Here is a 15,098-nt window from a genome sequence, read left to right on the forward strand (position 1 = left end):
CTCCCACCGGTCGTACTGACGCAGTCCAGAGACGAGGAACCAAGCCGTGAGCGACGTCCGAAACGTGATCATCATCGGCTCCGGGCCCGCCGGCTACACGGCGGCGCTCTACACCGCGCGCGCGTCGCTGAAGCCGCTGGTGTTCGAGGGCGCCGTCACCGCCGGTGGCGCGCTGATGAACACCACCGAGGTCGAGAACTTCCCGGGCTTCCAGGACGGCATCATGGGCCCCGAGCTCATGGACAACATGCGCGCCCAGGCCGAGCGCTTCGGTGCCGAGCTGATCCCGGACGACGTGGTCTCCGTCGACCTCACCGGTGAGATCAAGACCGTCACGGACACCTCGGGCACCGTGCACAAGGCGAAGGCCGTCATCGTCACCACCGGCTCGCAGCACCGCAAGCTGGGCCTGCCGAACGAGGACGCTCTCTCCGGCCGGGGTGTCTCCTGGTGTGCGACGTGTGACGGGTTCTTCTTCAAGGACCAGGACATCGCCGTCATCGGCGGCGGCGACACGGCGATGGAGGAAGCGACCTTCCTCTCCCGCTTCGCCAAGTCCGTGACGATCGTGCACCGCCGGGACAGCCTGCGTGCCTCCAAGGCGATGCAAGAGCGTGCCTTCGCCGACCCGAAGATCAAGTTCGTCTGGGACAGCGAAGTCGCCGAGATCGAGGGCGACCCGAAGCTGGCCGGCCTCAAGCTCCGCAACCTGAAGACCGGGGAGCTCTCGGACCTCGCGGTGACGGGTCTGTTCATCGCGATCGGCCACGACCCCCGCACGGAGCTCTTCAAGGGCCAGCTGGACCTGGACGGCGAGGGCTACCTGAAGGTCGAGGCGCCCTCGACCCGGACCAACCTGACCGGCGTCTTCGGCGCCGGTGACGTCGTCGACCACACCTACCGCCAGGCGATCACCGCCGCCGGCACCGGCTGCTCCGCGGCTCTCGACGCCGAGCGTTTCCTCTCCGCCCTCGCGGACGAGGAGAAGACAGAGCCCGCGAAGACCACCGTCTGACCCCCATCCGCCCCACCGCACGATCAAGTTAAGGAGCCCGCCGTGGCCGGCACTCTGAAGAATGTGACCGACGATTCCTTCGAGCAGGACGTCCTCAAGAACGACAAGCCCGTCCTCGTGGACTTCTGGGCCGCCTGGTGCGGTCCGTGCCGTCAGATCGCTCCGTCCCTCGAAGCCATCGCCGCCGAGTACGGCGACAAGATCGAGATCGTCAAGCTCAACATCGACGAGAACCCGGGTACGGCCGCCAAGTACGGCGTGATGTCCATCCCGACCCTGAACGTGTACCAGGGCGGCGAGGTCGCCAAGACCATCGTCGGTGCCAAGCCGAAGGCCGCGATCGTCCGCGACCTTGAGGACTTCATCGCCGAGTGATGTTTCACGTGAAACATGGATGGGCCGACTCTCCGGAGTCGGCCCATTTGCTTTGGAGCTGTCCCTAGCTCTAGGGCGTTTCTTGTGGATCAGCGTGCGGACCAGATGAAGATGCCCGCGATGTGCAGTGCGGCAAGGTAGACGGTGGCGGTCTTGTCGTATCGAGTGGCAAGGCCGCGCCACTGCTTGAGCTTGTTGATGCACCGCTCGACAGTGTTGCGCTGCCGGTAGGCGGTCTTGTCGAAGGCGGGTGGCCTGCCGCCGGACCGGCCCCGCCGCCTGCGCTTGGCGATCTGGTCGGCAGGCTGCGGGATGACGGCCCGGATGCCGCGGCGGCGCAGGTGGGTGCGGATGGCCCGGGAGGAATACGCCTTGTCCGCCAGGACTGTCTCCGGGGTGGTCCGGGGCCGTCCGACCGGCCGGGCCACCCTCAAGCGGGCCATGACCTCAGTGAATGCGGGTGCATCACCCGCCTGTCCCGGTGTGAGGCAGAAGGCCAGGGGGCGGCAACGTCCGTCGGCAACCAGATGGATCTTGGTGGTCAGTCCGCCGCGGGAGCGACCGAGGGCATGGTCGTGCGGCTCGCCGGCCGGGGCCCCTTTTGACGGGCCCCGGCGGCGTGCTGGTGGGCGCGGACGATGGTGGAATCGACGGCGACGACCCAGTCGAGGTCGCCTTCGGAGTCGGCCTGGGCCAGCAGCGCGGCGAAGACCTTCTCCCAGGTGCCGTCGGCCGCCCACTTCCGTAGCCGGTTGTGGACGCCCTTCCAGGAGCCGAACTCCTCGGGCAGGTCCATCCACGGGCAGCCGGTGCGGTACTTGAAGGCGATCGCGTCGATCACCTGCCGATGATCCCGCCACCGCCCACCCCGCCTCGGTGCCCGATCGGGTAACAGCGGCTCGATCCGGGCCCACTGGGCGTCAGTCAACGACACACCCAGACCAACGATCAGATGATCCGAAGGAAACGCCCTAGAGCGGTCGCAGCGCTGGTTCCTTCTGTACGGCTCCCAACAGCCGGTCGAGCGCCAGCTCCACGTCCTCCTTCCAGGAGAGCGTTGTACGCAGCTCCAGCCGCAGCCGTGGATGGGCGGGATGCGGGCGGACCGTCTTGAAGCCCACGGCGAGCAGATGGTCGGCGGGCAGTACACAGGAAGGCTCTTTCCAGCGAGTGTCGCCGAAGGCCTCGATCGCCTTGAAGCCCCGCCGCAGCAGATCCTTGGCGACCGTCTGCACCATGACCCGGCCCAGCCCCTGTCCCTGGTAGCCCGGCATGATGAACGACGTCATCAGCTGCACGGCGTCCGGTGAGACGGGGCTCGTGGGAAACGCCGTGGAACGAGGAACGTAAGCAGGGGGCGCGTAGAGGACGAAGCCCACCGGCACGTCATCCACGTAGACGACCCGCCCGCAGGAACCCCAGTCCAGTAGGACGGCGGAGATCCACGCTTCCTTCTCCAGGGCCGCCGTGCCGGCGTTTACCGCGGCCTGGCCGCTGACGGGGTCCAGCTCCCAGAAGACGCACGACCTGCAACGCTGGGGGATGTCCGGGAGGTTGTCCAACGTGAGCGGTACGAGCCGACGCCCCATGAAGGCTGATCCTCGCTTCCTTCGCCCGCAGCGTCGCGGGCGGCTGTCAGAGCGCTGCGTTCCCTGAGCAGACTGCCGACGAATCCGCCGACCGCTCCCAGGCCCAGACCCGCGCTCACCAGTCCGGTGCGGCTCACCGTTCGCATGGCCCCTGCCTCCCCTAAGAGGTGCTGCCAGGTGGATGCGCCATACCCGAACGCATCGTATCCATGATGCGATTGCATCGATACCGACAGAAAGCAAAGAGCGGGCCGCGTTCCGGTACACACCGGACACGGCCCGCCCCACAGGTCTGACGAACGAAACCCACGCCGTGGGCGGACGGCTCAGGCCTCCTCCTCCGAGTCGTCGTCCAGCAGACCCCTCTGCAGGACAGGCCCCTCACCCGGAGCCAGCGAGCCGAGGATCCGCTCAAGGTCCTCCATCGAGGCGAACTCGACAGTGATCTTGCCCTTCTTCTGCCCCAGGTCGACCTTCACTCGAGTCTCGAAGCGATCCGAGAGACGCGTGGCGAGGTCGGACAGTGCCGGGGAGACCAAGGCACCGGCTCGCGGTCCCTTGGAGCGCTGGGACGACTGAGGCCGCGAATCCATCAAGTGCACGATCTCTTCGACGGCCCGTACCGAGAGACCCTCGGCCACGATCCGGTGAGCCAGCCGGTCCTGCTCCTCCGAGTCGTCCACGGAGAGCAGTGCCCGGGCATGGCCGGCGGAGAGCACTCCGGCCGCGACCCGGCGCTGGACCGACGGCGAGAGCTTCAGCAGACGCAGGGTGTTGGAGACCTGCGGGCGAGAACGCCCGATACGGTCCGCCAGCTGATCGTGCGTGCAGTTGAAGTCCTTGAGCAACTGGTCGTAGGCAGCCGCCTCTTCGAGCGGGTTCAGCTGGGCACGGTGCAGGTTCTCCAGGAGCGCGTCCAGGAGAAGCTTCTCGTCGTCCGTGGCCCGCACGATCGCGGGGATGGCGTCGAGCCCGGCCTCACGGCAGGCCCGCCAGCGCCGCTCGCCCATGATGAGTTCGTAGCGCGTCGGGGCGATCTGTCGTACGACGACGGGCTGGAGGAGGCCGACCTCCTTGATGGAGGTGACGAGCTCCTGGAGCGCGTCCTCGTCGAAGACCTCACGCGGCTGGCGGGAGTTCGGTGTGATGGAGTCGAGAGGCAACTCGGCGAAGTGGGCACCGATGGGAGGCGCGAACGTCTCCACGGCGCCGTACGACGGCTCCTCTGTGTCGTAGGAAGCCGGCGGCAGGGTGGTGACCTTCGCCGCGGCCACTCCTCGGTCGCCGGTGATGACCGGAACGGCCGTGGGAGACGCGGAAGCAGAGCCGCCCCCCATGGCGGCCGGAGCCACTGTCTTCTCCCCGGTCGGGGCTGCGGGGATCAGTGCGCCGAGCCCACGGCCCAAACCCCTCCGTCGCTCGCTCACTGGATGCCCTCCACCATGCTCTGGTCGCTCTGCGCGCCGATGTGCGCATGTGGCGCGTCGTAGCTGACGCCCACACCCTTCAGTGCGATTTCCCTTGCTGCTTCAAAGTAGGAGAGGGCACCGCTCGATCCGGGATCGTAGGTCAGTACCGTCTGCCCATAACTCGGCGCCTCGGAGATACGGACCGAGCGGGGAATGCTCGTCCGCAGCACCTCGTCGCCGAAGTGGCTGCGCACCTCGTCCGCGACCTGGGACGCGAGACGCGTCCGGCCGTCGTACATGGTGAGCAGGATGGTCGACACATGCAGGTTGGGGTTGAGGTGTCCCCGCACCAGGTCGACATTGCGGAGCAGTTGTCCGAGGCCCTCCAGCGCGTAGTACTCGCACTGGATCGGGATGAGAACCTCCGCACCGGCGACCAGCGCATTGACTGTCAGCAGGCCGAGCGAGGGCGGACAGTCGATGAGGATGTAGTCCAGCGGCTGCTCGTAGGCCTGAATCGCCCGCTGCAGTCTGCTCTCTCTGGCCACCAGGGACACCAGCTCGATCTCCGCACCGGCGAGATCGATCGTGGCAGGGGCACAGAAGAGACCCTCGACATCGGGAACCGGCTGCACAACCTCGGAGAGAGGCCTGCTGTCGACCAACACGTCATAGATGGAAGGAACTTCCGCGTGATGATCGATCCCCAATGCCGTGGAGGCATTGCCCTGTGGGTCGAGGTCGACCACCAGAACACGGGCACCGTGGAGTGCCAGCGAAGCGGCAAGATTGACGGTCGTCGTCGTCTTGCCCACCCCACCCTTCTGATTGGCGACAACCATGATTCGGGTCTGCTCGGGTCGCGGCAGGCCCTCGCCCGCACGACCTAGGGCTTCCACAGCCAGTTGGGCAGCACGACCGATGGGAGTGTCGTCCATAGGGGGCGGTGTTTCACGTGAAACATCCTCCCCCATCGACTCGGTACGGGGACCGGGGACCGGATCGGTCATCGGTCCCGCGATGTTGGCGTCGGACCGCAAGGATTCACTCTCCTCGACTTCAGGCTCGCAATGAACAGAGCCTCCCATGTCTTCAGGGTCGTGAACCAGTGAGGCCTGTTGTTCTGTGGAGAATTCCACCTCTGTGGACAACTCCGTGCCCTCTCCGAGTGATCCGAGAGGCTTCCGATCGCGGGGTTCGGCCGCGCGGCTGCGGCTGATGATGCCGTGGAGCAGTGAGCGACGTTTCACGTGAAACACGATGCACAGCAGCCGAGGCCGAACTGTCCGCGACACTCCGGAATGCGTAGGTTAGGCAGCTTGTGTGGAGTAAGTCTCGTCCTCAGGACGGATCAGCGACGGCGGCGCGTCCGTCCAGTGCGCGCCGCCTTGGCGCGTTTGGCGGCGAAGCGGACACCACCGGGACTCTCCCCGACCTCGACGCGCACGACCGTCGAGAGCGGATCCACGATGCCCTCGCCCACGTGGAGGATGGACGTCTCCACAGCACCGAGCTTGCTCAGAGCTGTTCCCGCTGCCTTGAGCTCTTCCTCGGCGGTGTCGCCCTTGAGGGCGAGCATCTCTCCGTAGGGACGCAGCAACGGGATGCCCCAAGTGGCCAGCCGGTCCAGCGGTGCCACGGCCCGGGCCGTCACCACATGGACGGGCTGCAACTTGCCCATGACCTCTTCGGCCCGTCCGCGCACGACGGTCACATGGTCCAGGCCCAGCAACTCGACGACCTCGGCGAGGAAGTTGGTCCGCCGCAGCAGGGGTTCCAGGAGCGTGATCTTCAGATCCTCCCGGACGAGCGCCAGGGGAATGCCCGGCAGGCCGGCCCCCGAACCGACGTCGCAGACCGTCACGCTCTCCGGCACGACCTCCGAGAGCACCGCGCAGTTCAGGATGTGCCGTTCCCACAGGCGGGGCACCTCACGTGGGCCGATGAGACCACGCTGCACACCCGCGTCGGCGAGCAGCTCGGCGTACCGGACCGCATCCTCGAAGCGATCGCCGAACACCTCGCGCGCCACCTCGGGCGCAGGGGGAAGCTCCGCTGCCTCCGTCACGGGGGACCGTCCTTCCGTACCGCAAAAGCGCATGGGGCGCTGACCATCAGGACCACCAGAACTACAGGACTATCAGGCTGACAAAGTTCGGCCCCGTCTGCTCAACAGACGGGGCCGGTGGAACGTGGGGACCGATCAGGCGGGAAGCACGACGACGAAGCGCTGCGGCTCCTCGCCCTCCGACTCGCTGCGCAGTCCCGCGGCCTTGACGGCGTCGTGCACGACCTTGCGCTCGAACGGGGTCATCGGGTTCAGCTTCACCGGCTCACCGGTGTTCTTCACATCGGCCGCGGTCTTGGCACCCAGCTCGGAGAGCTCGGTCCGCTTCTTGGCCCGGTAGCCGGCGATGTCCAGCATCAGACGGCTGCGGTCCCCGGTCTCCCGGTGGACCGCCAGGCGGGTGAGCTCCTGGAGTGCTTCCAGCACCTCACCGTCACGGCCGACGAGCTTCTGCAGGTCGCGGCCGCCGCTGTCGCTGATGATCGACACCGCGGCGCGGTCGGCCTCGACGTCCATGTCGATGTCGCCGTCGAGATCGGCGATGTCGAGCAGACCCTCAAGGTAGTCCGCCGCGATCTCGCCCTCCTGCTCCAGGCGGGACAGGGTGTCTGCACCCTCGGCAGCGGCGGAGGTGGTGGTGCCTTCCGTCACGGGATGGACTCCTTCTTACTTCTTGGACGGGGACTTGGGCCGCTGCGGACCCTTGCGCTGTCCGGACTGGGCCTTGCTGCGGGTACCGCCGGCGGGCTTGGGAGCCGCCTTCTTGGCAGCGGTGGCGGGCTTGGCGTCCTCGGGTTCGTCCGACTTGCTCAGCGAGGTCTTCGGCTCGGCGTCATCCGCCGTGTCGTCGGCCGACTTCGCGGCGGTGGACTGGCGCTGGGACTTGGTCTGCCGCTTGGGCTGCTGGCGCCTGGGAGCGGCCGTGGTCGGCGTGCCGTCCTCGGACTCCACCGCCGCCTCGCCCTTCACCACAGTCCCGTCGGCCTGGGCCACGAGGCCCACCTTCGTGAGGCTGTTGATGAACTTGCGCTCGAACTCGTTGCGCTCACGGCCCTTGGAGACGATCGCCTTGACGATGGCCTTCTCGCCCCGGCTGCGGGTCTTCTCGTGGTGCGTGACGTGCTTGGTCAGGCGCTCCAGGTAAGCGGCCTGGGCCTTGGAACCCGGGGTCGGGTTGTTGCGGATGACGTACATCTGCTGGCCCATGGTCCACACGTTGGTGGTCAGCCAGTAGACGAGGACACCGACGGGGAAGTTGATACCGAAGATGGCGAACATGACGGGGAAGACGTACATCAGCATCTTCTGCTGCTGCATGAACGGGGTCTTCACCGTGGTGTCGACGTTCTTCGTCATCAGCTGGCGCTGCGTGTAGAACTGCGACGCCGACATCATCACGATCATGATCGCGGTGACGACCCGGACGTCGGTCAGCGTGGCACCGAGCGCCTCGACCTTGCTGCTGCTGTCCGTGAACTTCGCGGCCAACGGGGCACCGAAGATGTGCGCCTTACGCGCGCTGGCGAGCAGCGAGTCGTTGATGACGCCGATCGTCGAGCCCGTCGCGATGCCGTTGAGCACGTGGTACAGGGCGAAGAAGAACGGGGACTGCGCCAGGATGGGAAGGCACGAGGAGAGCGGGTTGGTACCCGACTCCTTGTACAGCTTCATCATCTCTTCGGACTGACGCTGCTTGTCGTTCTTGTAGCGTTCCTGGATCTTCTTCATCTCGGGCTGCAGGGTCTGCATGGCCCGGGTCGCCTTGATCTGCTTCACGAAGAGCGGGATCAGGCAGATGCGGATCAGGATCACCAGGGACACGATGGACAGGCCCCAGGCCCAGCCCGTGTCGGGACCGAAGACCTTCCCGTACACCGAGTGGAACTGGACGATGACCCAGGAAACGGGTGTCGTGATGAAGCTGAAAAGACTGGCAATCGTGTCCACTAATCATGCTCCTTGGGCATGGGACGGTGTCTCTGCGGCCGGGCTCGAAGGACTCAGCCCTTCAGTGGCCGTTTCGGCGGCGGAGGTCCCGCCCTTGTCTGCGCGCCGTGCGCCTCGCAGCATCTCGTGCCACCTCGGTCGCTTGCGCGGCGGGACATGGTCCACACCGCCGAGCGACCACGGGTTGCACCGCAGGATGCGCCAGGCCGTGAGCGCGGTGCCCTTGATCGCGCCGTGCCGGTCGATGGCCGTATAGCCGTAGTGGGAGCACGACGGGTAGTACTTGCACACCGGCCCCAGCAAAGGACTGATCGTCCACTGGTACAGCTTGATCAGTGCCAGTAGTGGGTACTTCATCGCGCGCCCCCTCCCAGCAGCCGCTGAACGGCGGCATCCAGGTCTTGGGCCAGCTGTGCATGGTCGGCGTCGCCCGCTCCGGGCAGCGCTCGTACGACTACCAGGCTACCGGGGGGAAACAGGGCGACTCGCTCACGCATCAGATGGCGAAGTCTGCGCTTCACTTTGTTGCGCACCACGGCGCCGCCCACTGCCTTGCTGACGACGAAACCCGCACGCGTCGGGGGAGCGCTCTCCCCTGGCGCGTGCGGGTCCGTGGCACCGCTACGAAAGTGGACGACGAGAAGCGGGCGGCCGGCCCGGCGACCCCGTCGTACCGCGGTCGCGAAGTCCTCGCGCCGCCTCAGCCGATGCTCGGTAGGCAGCACGACGTCATGACCTGATCGGGATCAGGCGGACAGGCTGGCGCGACCCTTGCCACGACGGTTCGCGAGAATCGCGCGACCGGCACGGGTACGCATCCGCAGGCGGAAGCCGTGGGTCTTGGCCCGACGACGGTTGTTCGGCTGGAAGGTGCGCTTGCTCACGAGGGGGCTCCAGAAATAAATCGGTGGTTGCGGGTGCCGTCCTGGCTGTCACCGTGCGCCCACGAGTAGCTCGCAGTAACGCCCGAGTGCACCGCTGACCGATCACCCACATGCGATCTGTGCCCATCGGAGGCAGGCGGCAGCAGCCATCGACAACTCGACCTGGTCACGGTACGCGGGGCTACGCCATCCGGTCAAACCAGCGGTCACAGCGAGACACTATCCACAGGCTGGGGACAACAACTTGAACCGCACCCGTCGCCCTGACTACCGTGGCTGGACTCTGATTCGTTCCTTTGTCCCCCGCCCCGACACCTTTTTCCCCTGCGTCCCACCCGATTTACATCCCGTCCCGTCCGCGAACCACACGTTCGTGGGACCCGTGAGAGAGCGTGCCCTGTGGCTGACGTACCTGCCGATCTTGCCGCAGTGTGGCCACGAGTGCTGGAGCAACTTCTCGGTGAGGGGCGTGGGCAGGGTGTCGAGACCAAGGACGAGCACTGGATCCGGCGCTGCCAGCCCCTGGCACTCGTCGCAGACACCGCCTTGCTCGCCGTACCGAACGAATTTGCGAAGGGCGTGCTCGAAGGCCGTCTCGCGCCGATCGTCAGCGAGACCCTGAGCCGCGAGTGCGGCCGGCCGATCCGGATCGCGATCACCGTCGACGACTCCGCCGGCGAGCCCCCGGGCCCGCCGGCGCCCCCCGCCCCGCCCCAGCGCCGCTACGAGGAACCCGAGCAGAACCGGGACCCGTACGAGGGCGGCTACGGCCGTCATCGCGCCGAGCCGCTCCCGGGCGGCCCCGGCGACCAGCTGCCCACCGCCCGCCCCGCCTACCCGTCGGAGTACCAGCGGCCCGAGCCCGGCGCCTGGCCGCGCCCGTCGCAGGACGACTACGGCTGGCAGCAGCAGCGGCTCGGCTTCCCCGAGCGGGATCCGTACGCGTCGCCGTCCCCGGACCAGTACGCGCCGCCCGCACAGGATCAGTACGCGTCACCGTCGCAGGACCAGTACGGCTCGCCGTCCTCGGACCAGTACGGGGCACCGTCGAAGGATCAGTACGGCGCACCGCCCCAGGACTCCTACAAGCCGCAGCAGGACCAGTACGCCCCGCCTGGGCAGGACTACCGCCCGCAGTCGATGGAGCGTCCGTCGTACGAGCAGCAGCGCGCGGAGTACGAGCAGTCGCGGGCCGAGTACGAGAAGTCCCGCGCGGAGTACAACCAGCGCGACGCGCGCCGCGATCTGTCCGACTCGCGCTCGTCGTCGAACTCCGGCCATGTGCACCGCGGCGGCCCGGGCTCGCCCGGGCCGCTGGGCTCGAAGCCCGCGCCGGCGGCCGGACCGGGTGAGCCGACCGCACGCCTGAACCCGAAGTACCTCTTCGACACGTTCGTCATCGGTGCCTCGAACCGCTTCGCGCACGCGGCCGCGGTCGCCGTCGCCGAGGCGCCCGCGAAGGCGTACAACCCCCTTTTCATCTATGGGGAGTCGGGGCTCGGCAAGACGCACCTGCTGCACGCGATCGGGCACTACGCGCGGAGCCTGTACCCCGGCACGCGCGTGCGGTACGTGAGCTCGGAGGAGTTCACCAACGAGTTCATCAACTCGATCCGCGACGGCAAGGGCGACAGCTTCCGCAAGCGGTACCGCGAGATGGACATCCTCCTGGTCGACGACATCCAGTTCCTCGCGGACAAGGAGTCGACGCAGGAGGAGTTCTTCCACACCTTCAACACGCTCCACAACGCGAACAAGCAGATCGTGCTCTCCAGCGACCGGCCGCCGAAGCAGCTGGTCACGCTGGAGGACCGGCTGCGGAACCGTTTCGAGTGGGGTCTGATCACCGACGTCCAGCCGCCCGAGCTGGAGACCCGTATCGCCATCCTTCGTAAGAAGGCGGTGCAGGAGCAGCTCAACGCCCCTCCGGAGGTCCTGGAGTTCATCGCCTCCCGCATCTCGCGCAACATCCGCGAGCTGGAGGGGGCGCTGATCCGGGTGACGGCGTTCGCGTCGCTCAACCGGCAGCCGGTGGACCTCGGTCTCACCGAGATCGTCCTCAAGGACCTCATCCCTGGCGGCGAGGACTCGACCCCGGAGATCACCGCGTCGGCGATCATGGGCGCGACCGCCGACTACTTCGGCATCACGGTCGAGGACCTGTGCGGCAGTTCGCGCGGGCGCCAGCTGGTCACGGCCCGCCAGATCGCCATGTACGTGTGCCGTGAACTGACCGACCTCTCGCTGCCGAAGATCGGCGCGCAGTTCGGCGGCCGCGACCACACCACGGTCATGCACGCCGACCGCAAGATCCGCGCGCTGATGGCCGAGCGCCGCTCGATCTACAACCAGGTCACCGAACTGACCAACCGCATCAAGAACGGCTGACAGCAGCGGAGTTGGGACGCCGACGGCGGCGAATCCACGACACCGAGGGGCGCCCAGGGATTTCTCCCCGGGCGCCCTTCGCCTTGCCGGGAGCCGGCCGCGACGCCGCTCGGAGGGAACGTGCAGACGCTTCAACGGCCAGCCGGGAGGGCGGGCCCAAAGGCGTCCGAAGGCGTCGCGGAGTCCTCCAGGGCGATCCGCAGCCGGGGCGGCGCAGCTACCCGGGCGCTCCCCAGCCGCTCCCCAGCCGTTCGCGAGGCGCTTCGGAGGCGCTCCGACGGCGGTCTAGCGGCGGTCCGACGGCGCTCCGGAGGCGGTCTGCCGATGGTCGGGAGCAAGTCGGAAGCCGCTTTGAAGCGGTCAACGCCCTTCCCGGACCGATCCCGCGGCTGCTCGGGCCGGGTCCGTCGTCCATCCACAGCTGTGTGCAGACCGCCCGCTGTTCGAATACTCGCCGGGTTACGGCCGCCCTCCACAGATTCGGTGACTTTCTTCCGTCCACATCCTGGGGACTGCGAAGTTGTCCAGATCGTGTCCACAGGCCTCGTGGGTGAGAGACCATCAGTCCAGGTCAGGTGCTTGTGGATTCGTGGACAAAAGATCTCCACAGGCTGTGGACAAATCCGTGATCCACAGGCTGGGGACGGAGTTGTCCACCGACAACCCACAGGCTGGGGGCGGTTGTCCCCAGCGATCCCCAGCTTCTCCACACCGCTGTCCACTGTTCGGCAACGCGACGCGCCACCTCACCGTGTCGAGTGAAAGGCGTCACACGAAGGTGCCGGGTTGGGCTGTGGGAAAGGTGGGTAAAGCTGGGGACGGCGCTGGGGAGAAGTGGCCCTCGGCTGTGCATGGGGTGTGCAGAACTTTCCGTTCTCCACAGAAACCCGAGGTTGTCCACCGCCGTCACCCACAGGACCGGTGGACAAAATTCCTGCTCTGAGCTGGGAAAACGGGGTTATCCACGGTATCCACAGCCCCTACTACTACTAGCAACTAGAGAGAGCTGGGAAACCGTTTCGAAGCGGGGCCTGTGCACAACTCGCGCTTCGTCGCCCGACCGCCCCTCGTCACGACTTGACCCCGAGAGGCACCTACTGTCAGTGCCGTGCGTCAGACTGTTCCCCGGTGTCCTTCCCCTCACAGGGACCGACCACACCGAGACAGACGACGAAGCCAGGCAGGCCGAGAAGCGCCGGCAACAGCAGGAGGCGGCAACAGTGAAGATCCGGGTGGAACGCGACGTACTCGCGGAGGCAGTTGCCTGGGCGGCACGCAGCCTCCCGGCCCGTCCGCCGGCGCCGGTCCTCGCCGGCCTCCTGCTGAAGTCCGAGGAGGGGCAGCTGAGCCTGTCCAGCTTCGACTACGAGGTCTCCGCGCGGGTGTCGGTCGACGCGGAGGTCGAGGAGGAGGGCACGGTCCTCGTCTCCGGCCGGCTGCTCGCCGACATCTGCCGCGCCCTCCCCAACCGTCCGGTGGAGATTTCCACAGACGGTGTACGGGCGACGGTGGTCTGCGGCTCCTCCCGCTTCACGCTGCACACACTCCCTGTGGAGGAGTATCCGGCGCTGCCGCAGATGCCGGGCGCGACCGGCACCGTCCCAGGTGAGGTGTTCGCCTCGGCGGCCGCCCAGGTGGCCATCGCCGCCGGGCGCGACGACACGCTGCCCGTCCTCACCGGTGTGCGCATCGAGATCGAGGGCGACACGGTGACGCTGGCGTCCACCGACCGCTACCGCTTCGCGGTCCGCGAGTTCCTGTGGAAGCCGGAGAACCCGGAGGCGTCCGCGGTCGCCCTGGTGCCCGCCAAGACCCTCCTGGACACCGCCAAGGCCCTTACGAGCGGCGACAGCGTGATCCTGGCGCTCTCCGGCTCGGGCGCGGGCGAGGGCCTCATCGGCTTCGAGGGCGCCGGCCGCCGTACGACGACCCGGCTCCTGGAGGGCGACCTCCCGAAGTACCGCTCGCTCTTCCCGACGGAGTTCAACTCCATCGCGGTGATCGAGACCGCCCCCTTCGTGGAGGCCGTCAAGCGCGTGGCCCTGGTCGCCGAGCGCAACACGCCGGTCCGACTGAGCTTCGAGCAGGGCGTGCTGATCCTGGAGGCCGGTTCCAGCGACGACGCACAGGCTGTGGAGCGGGTCGACGCGAACCTTGAGGGCGACGACGTGTCGATCGCCTTCAACCCGACGTTCCTGCTGGACGGCCTGAGCGCCATCGACTCCCCGGTGGCCCAGCTGTCCTTCACGACCTCCACCAAGCCCGCGCTGCTCAGCGGCAAGCCCGCCCTGGACGCCGAGGCGGACGAGGCCTACAAGTACCTGATCATGCCGGTCCGCCTGAGCGGCTGACCCGTACCGACGAGAACACCGCAGGTCGGGGCATACGCGGCCGGGTACTTCTGAGCGCGTATGCCCACAGGTGTGCATGACCGTCCGGGTTTAGGCTCGGACACAGGTACGCAAGTGCCCTCATGCCACGTCGCACCCTAAGGAACAACTGATGGAGCTCGGTCTCGTCGGCCTCGGCAAGATGGGCGGCAACATGCGCGAGCGCATCCGCCGCGCAGGCCACACCGTCATCGGATACGACCGCAACCCGGACCTCGCCGATGTCCACAGCCTGGGAGAGCTTGTGGACAGGCTCAAGGGCCCCCGCGTCGTGTGGGTGATGGTCCCGGCCGGTGCCGCCACCCAGTCGACAGTCGACGAGCTGGGCGAGCTCCTGGAGCCCGGCGACGTCGTCGTGGACGGTGGCAACTCGCGTTGGACGGACGACGAGAAGCACGCCGAGGAGCTGGGCGCCAAGGGCATCGGCTTCGTCGACGCGGGCGTCTCCGGCGGTGTGTGGGGCCTGACGAACGGCTACGCGCTGATGGTCGGCGGCGATGCCGAGAACATCGCCAAGGTCCAGCCGGTCTTCGACGCCCTCAAGCCCGAGGGCGAGTTCGGGTTCGTGCACGCCGGCAAGGTCGGCGCCGGGCACTTCTCCAAGATGGTCCACAACGGCATCGAGTACGCCATGATGCAGGCCTACGCCGAGGGCTGGGAACTCCTGGAGAAGGTCCACTCCGTCACCGACGTCCGCGAGGTCTTCCGGTCCTGGCAGGAGGGCACGGTCATCCGCTCCTGGCTCCTCGACCTCGCCGTCAACGCCCTCGACGACGACGAGCACCTGGACAAGCTCAAGGGCTACGCCGAGGACTCCGGCGAGGGCCGCTGGACCGTCGAGGCCGCCATCGACAACGCCGTGCCGCTGCCCGCGATCACCGCCTCCCTCTTCGCCCGGTTCGCCTCCCGCCAGGAGGACTCGCCCCAGATGAAGATGGTCGCGGCCCTGCGCAACCAGTTCGGCGGCCACGCCGTCGAGACCAAGTAATCCACAGATCCACAGGCCCGGCCTGTGGATCCACAACCTGGGGGA

The 15,098-nt window shown here is 67.4% G+C and carries 15 protein-coding genes; 5 read left to right on the plus strand and 10 right to left on the minus strand.

Annotation, left to right across the window (positions count from 1 at the left end):
• Positions 1–46: 46 nt before the first annotated feature.
• Entirely contained in the window at positions 47–1,015 is a 969-nt protein-coding gene (gene trxB / locus ACQHII_RS24340; protein ID WP_200716174.1) for a thioredoxin-disulfide reductase, read from the plus strand.
• A 42-nt stretch (positions 1,016–1,057) separates the two neighbouring features.
• On the plus strand, positions 1,058–1,390 hold the full coding sequence (gene trxA / locus ACQHII_RS24345; RefSeq protein WP_081218330.1) for a thioredoxin: 333 nt from the start codon (positions 1,058–1,060) through the stop codon (positions 1,388–1,390).
• An 89-nt stretch (positions 1,391–1,479) separates the two neighbouring features.
• Here the strand turns inward: trxA and ACQHII_RS24350 are convergent.
• From ACQHII_RS24350 to rpmH, 10 genes are all read right to left on the minus strand, one after another.
• Positions 1,480–2,339, minus strand: a protein-coding gene (locus tag ACQHII_RS24350) for an IS5 family transposase (protein WP_427925200.1) whose coding sequence is annotated in 2 segments (ribosomal slippage) — positions 1,480–1,994 and positions 1,994–2,339 — 861 coding nt in all. Because the reading frame shifts where the segments join, the coding sequence is not laid out codon by codon here.
• 22 nt (positions 2,340–2,361) lie between these two features.
• Complete coding sequence (locus ACQHII_RS24355; RefSeq protein WP_427921293.1) at positions 2,362–2,979, minus strand: GNAT family N-acetyltransferase; 618 nt, start codon at positions 2,977–2,979, stop codon at positions 2,362–2,364.
• A gap of 326 nt (positions 2,980–3,305) precedes the next feature.
• Positions 3,306–4,406, minus strand: a complete 1,101-nt coding sequence (locus ACQHII_RS24360) for a ParB/RepB/Spo0J family partition protein (RefSeq protein WP_427921294.1) — start codon at positions 4,404–4,406, stop codon at positions 3,306–3,308.
• Complete coding sequence (locus tag ACQHII_RS24365) at positions 4,403–5,476, minus strand: ParA family protein (RefSeq protein ID WP_078532690.1); 1,074 nt, start codon at positions 5,474–5,476, stop codon at positions 4,403–4,405. Before ACQHII_RS24365 ends, ACQHII_RS24360 begins: the two co-directional genes overlap by 4 nt.
• A 263-nt stretch (positions 5,477–5,739) precedes the next feature.
• The gene (gene rsmG / locus ACQHII_RS24370) at positions 5,740–6,456 is read right to left on the minus strand and encodes a 16S rRNA (guanine(527)-N(7))-methyltransferase RsmG (protein WP_026179255.1); all 717 of its coding nucleotides are present in this window, start codon (positions 6,454–6,456) and stop codon (positions 5,740–5,742) included.
• Positions 6,457–6,591: 135 nt separating this feature from the next.
• The gene (locus ACQHII_RS24375) at positions 6,592–7,107 is read right to left on the minus strand and encodes a protein jag (RefSeq protein ID WP_019073357.1); all 516 of its coding nucleotides are present in this window, start codon (positions 7,105–7,107) and stop codon (positions 6,592–6,594) included.
• A gap of 15 nt (positions 7,108–7,122) precedes the next feature.
• Positions 7,123–8,403 (minus strand): membrane protein insertase YidC, encoded by a 1,281-nt coding sequence (gene yidC / locus ACQHII_RS24380; RefSeq protein ID WP_427921295.1) that lies wholly within the window; start codon positions 8,401–8,403, stop codon positions 7,123–7,125.
• A 3-nt stretch (positions 8,404–8,406) separates the two neighbouring features.
• Positions 8,407–8,760 carry a membrane protein insertion efficiency factor YidD gene (gene yidD, locus ACQHII_RS24385; protein ID WP_019073355.1) on the minus strand — a complete coding sequence of 118 codons (354 nt, stop codon included), beginning with the start codon at positions 8,758–8,760 and terminating at the stop codon, positions 8,407–8,409.
• Positions 8,757–9,128, minus strand: a complete 372-nt coding sequence (gene rnpA / locus ACQHII_RS24390; protein ID WP_078532680.1) for a ribonuclease P protein component — start codon at positions 9,126–9,128, stop codon at positions 8,757–8,759. The genes yidD and rnpA overlap by 4 nt, the downstream gene beginning before the upstream one ends.
• A gap of 21 nt (positions 9,129–9,149) precedes the next feature.
• Positions 9,150–9,287, minus strand: coding sequence for a 50S ribosomal protein L34 (gene rpmH, locus ACQHII_RS24395; RefSeq protein WP_006381191.1), 138 nt, complete (start codon positions 9,285–9,287; stop codon positions 9,150–9,152).
• Positions 9,288–9,686: 399 nt separating this feature from the next.
• Here rpmH and dnaA point away from each other — a divergent pair, with 399 nt between their 5' ends.
• From dnaA to gnd, 3 genes are all read left to right on the plus strand, one after another.
• Positions 9,687–11,675 carry a chromosomal replication initiator protein DnaA gene (gene dnaA / locus ACQHII_RS24400; RefSeq protein WP_427921296.1) on the plus strand — a complete coding sequence of 663 codons (1,989 nt, stop codon included), beginning with the start codon at positions 9,687–9,689 and terminating at the stop codon, positions 11,673–11,675.
• A gap of 1,220 nt (positions 11,676–12,895) precedes the next feature.
• Positions 12,896–14,026 carry a DNA polymerase III subunit beta gene (gene dnaN / locus ACQHII_RS24405; protein ID WP_019073352.1) on the plus strand — a complete coding sequence of 377 codons (1,131 nt, stop codon included), beginning with the start codon at positions 12,896–12,898 and terminating at the stop codon, positions 14,024–14,026.
• A gap of 151 nt (positions 14,027–14,177) precedes the next feature.
• Positions 14,178–15,053, plus strand: a complete 876-nt coding sequence (gene gnd, locus ACQHII_RS24410; RefSeq protein WP_427921297.1) for a phosphogluconate dehydrogenase (NAD(+)-dependent, decarboxylating) — start codon at positions 14,178–14,180, stop codon at positions 15,051–15,053.
• Positions 15,054–15,098: the final 45 nt, after the last annotated feature.

The organism is Streptomyces sp. cg40 (assembly GCF_050320165.1).
Lineage (GTDB): Bacteria > Actinomycetota > Actinomycetes > Streptomycetales > Streptomycetaceae > Streptomyces > Streptomyces hokutonensis.

Bases quoted from the DNA above. Each gene is read 5' to 3' on its own strand.
- ACQHII_RS24365 (WP_078532690.1), bottom strand. From the start codon at position 5,476: ATGGGAGGCTCTGTTCATTGCGAGCCTGAAGTCGAGGAGAGTGAATCC.
- gnd (WP_427921297.1), top strand. From the start codon at position 14,178: ATGGAGCTCGGTCTCGTCGGCCTCGGCAAGATGGGCGGCAACATGCGC.
- yidD (WP_019073355.1), bottom strand. From the start codon at position 8,760: ATGAAGTACCCACTACTGGCACTGATCAAGCTGTACCAGTGGACGATC.
- ACQHII_RS24355 (WP_427921293.1), bottom strand. From the start codon at position 2,979: ATGGGGCGTCGGCTCGTACCGCTCACGTTGGACAACCTCCCGGACATC.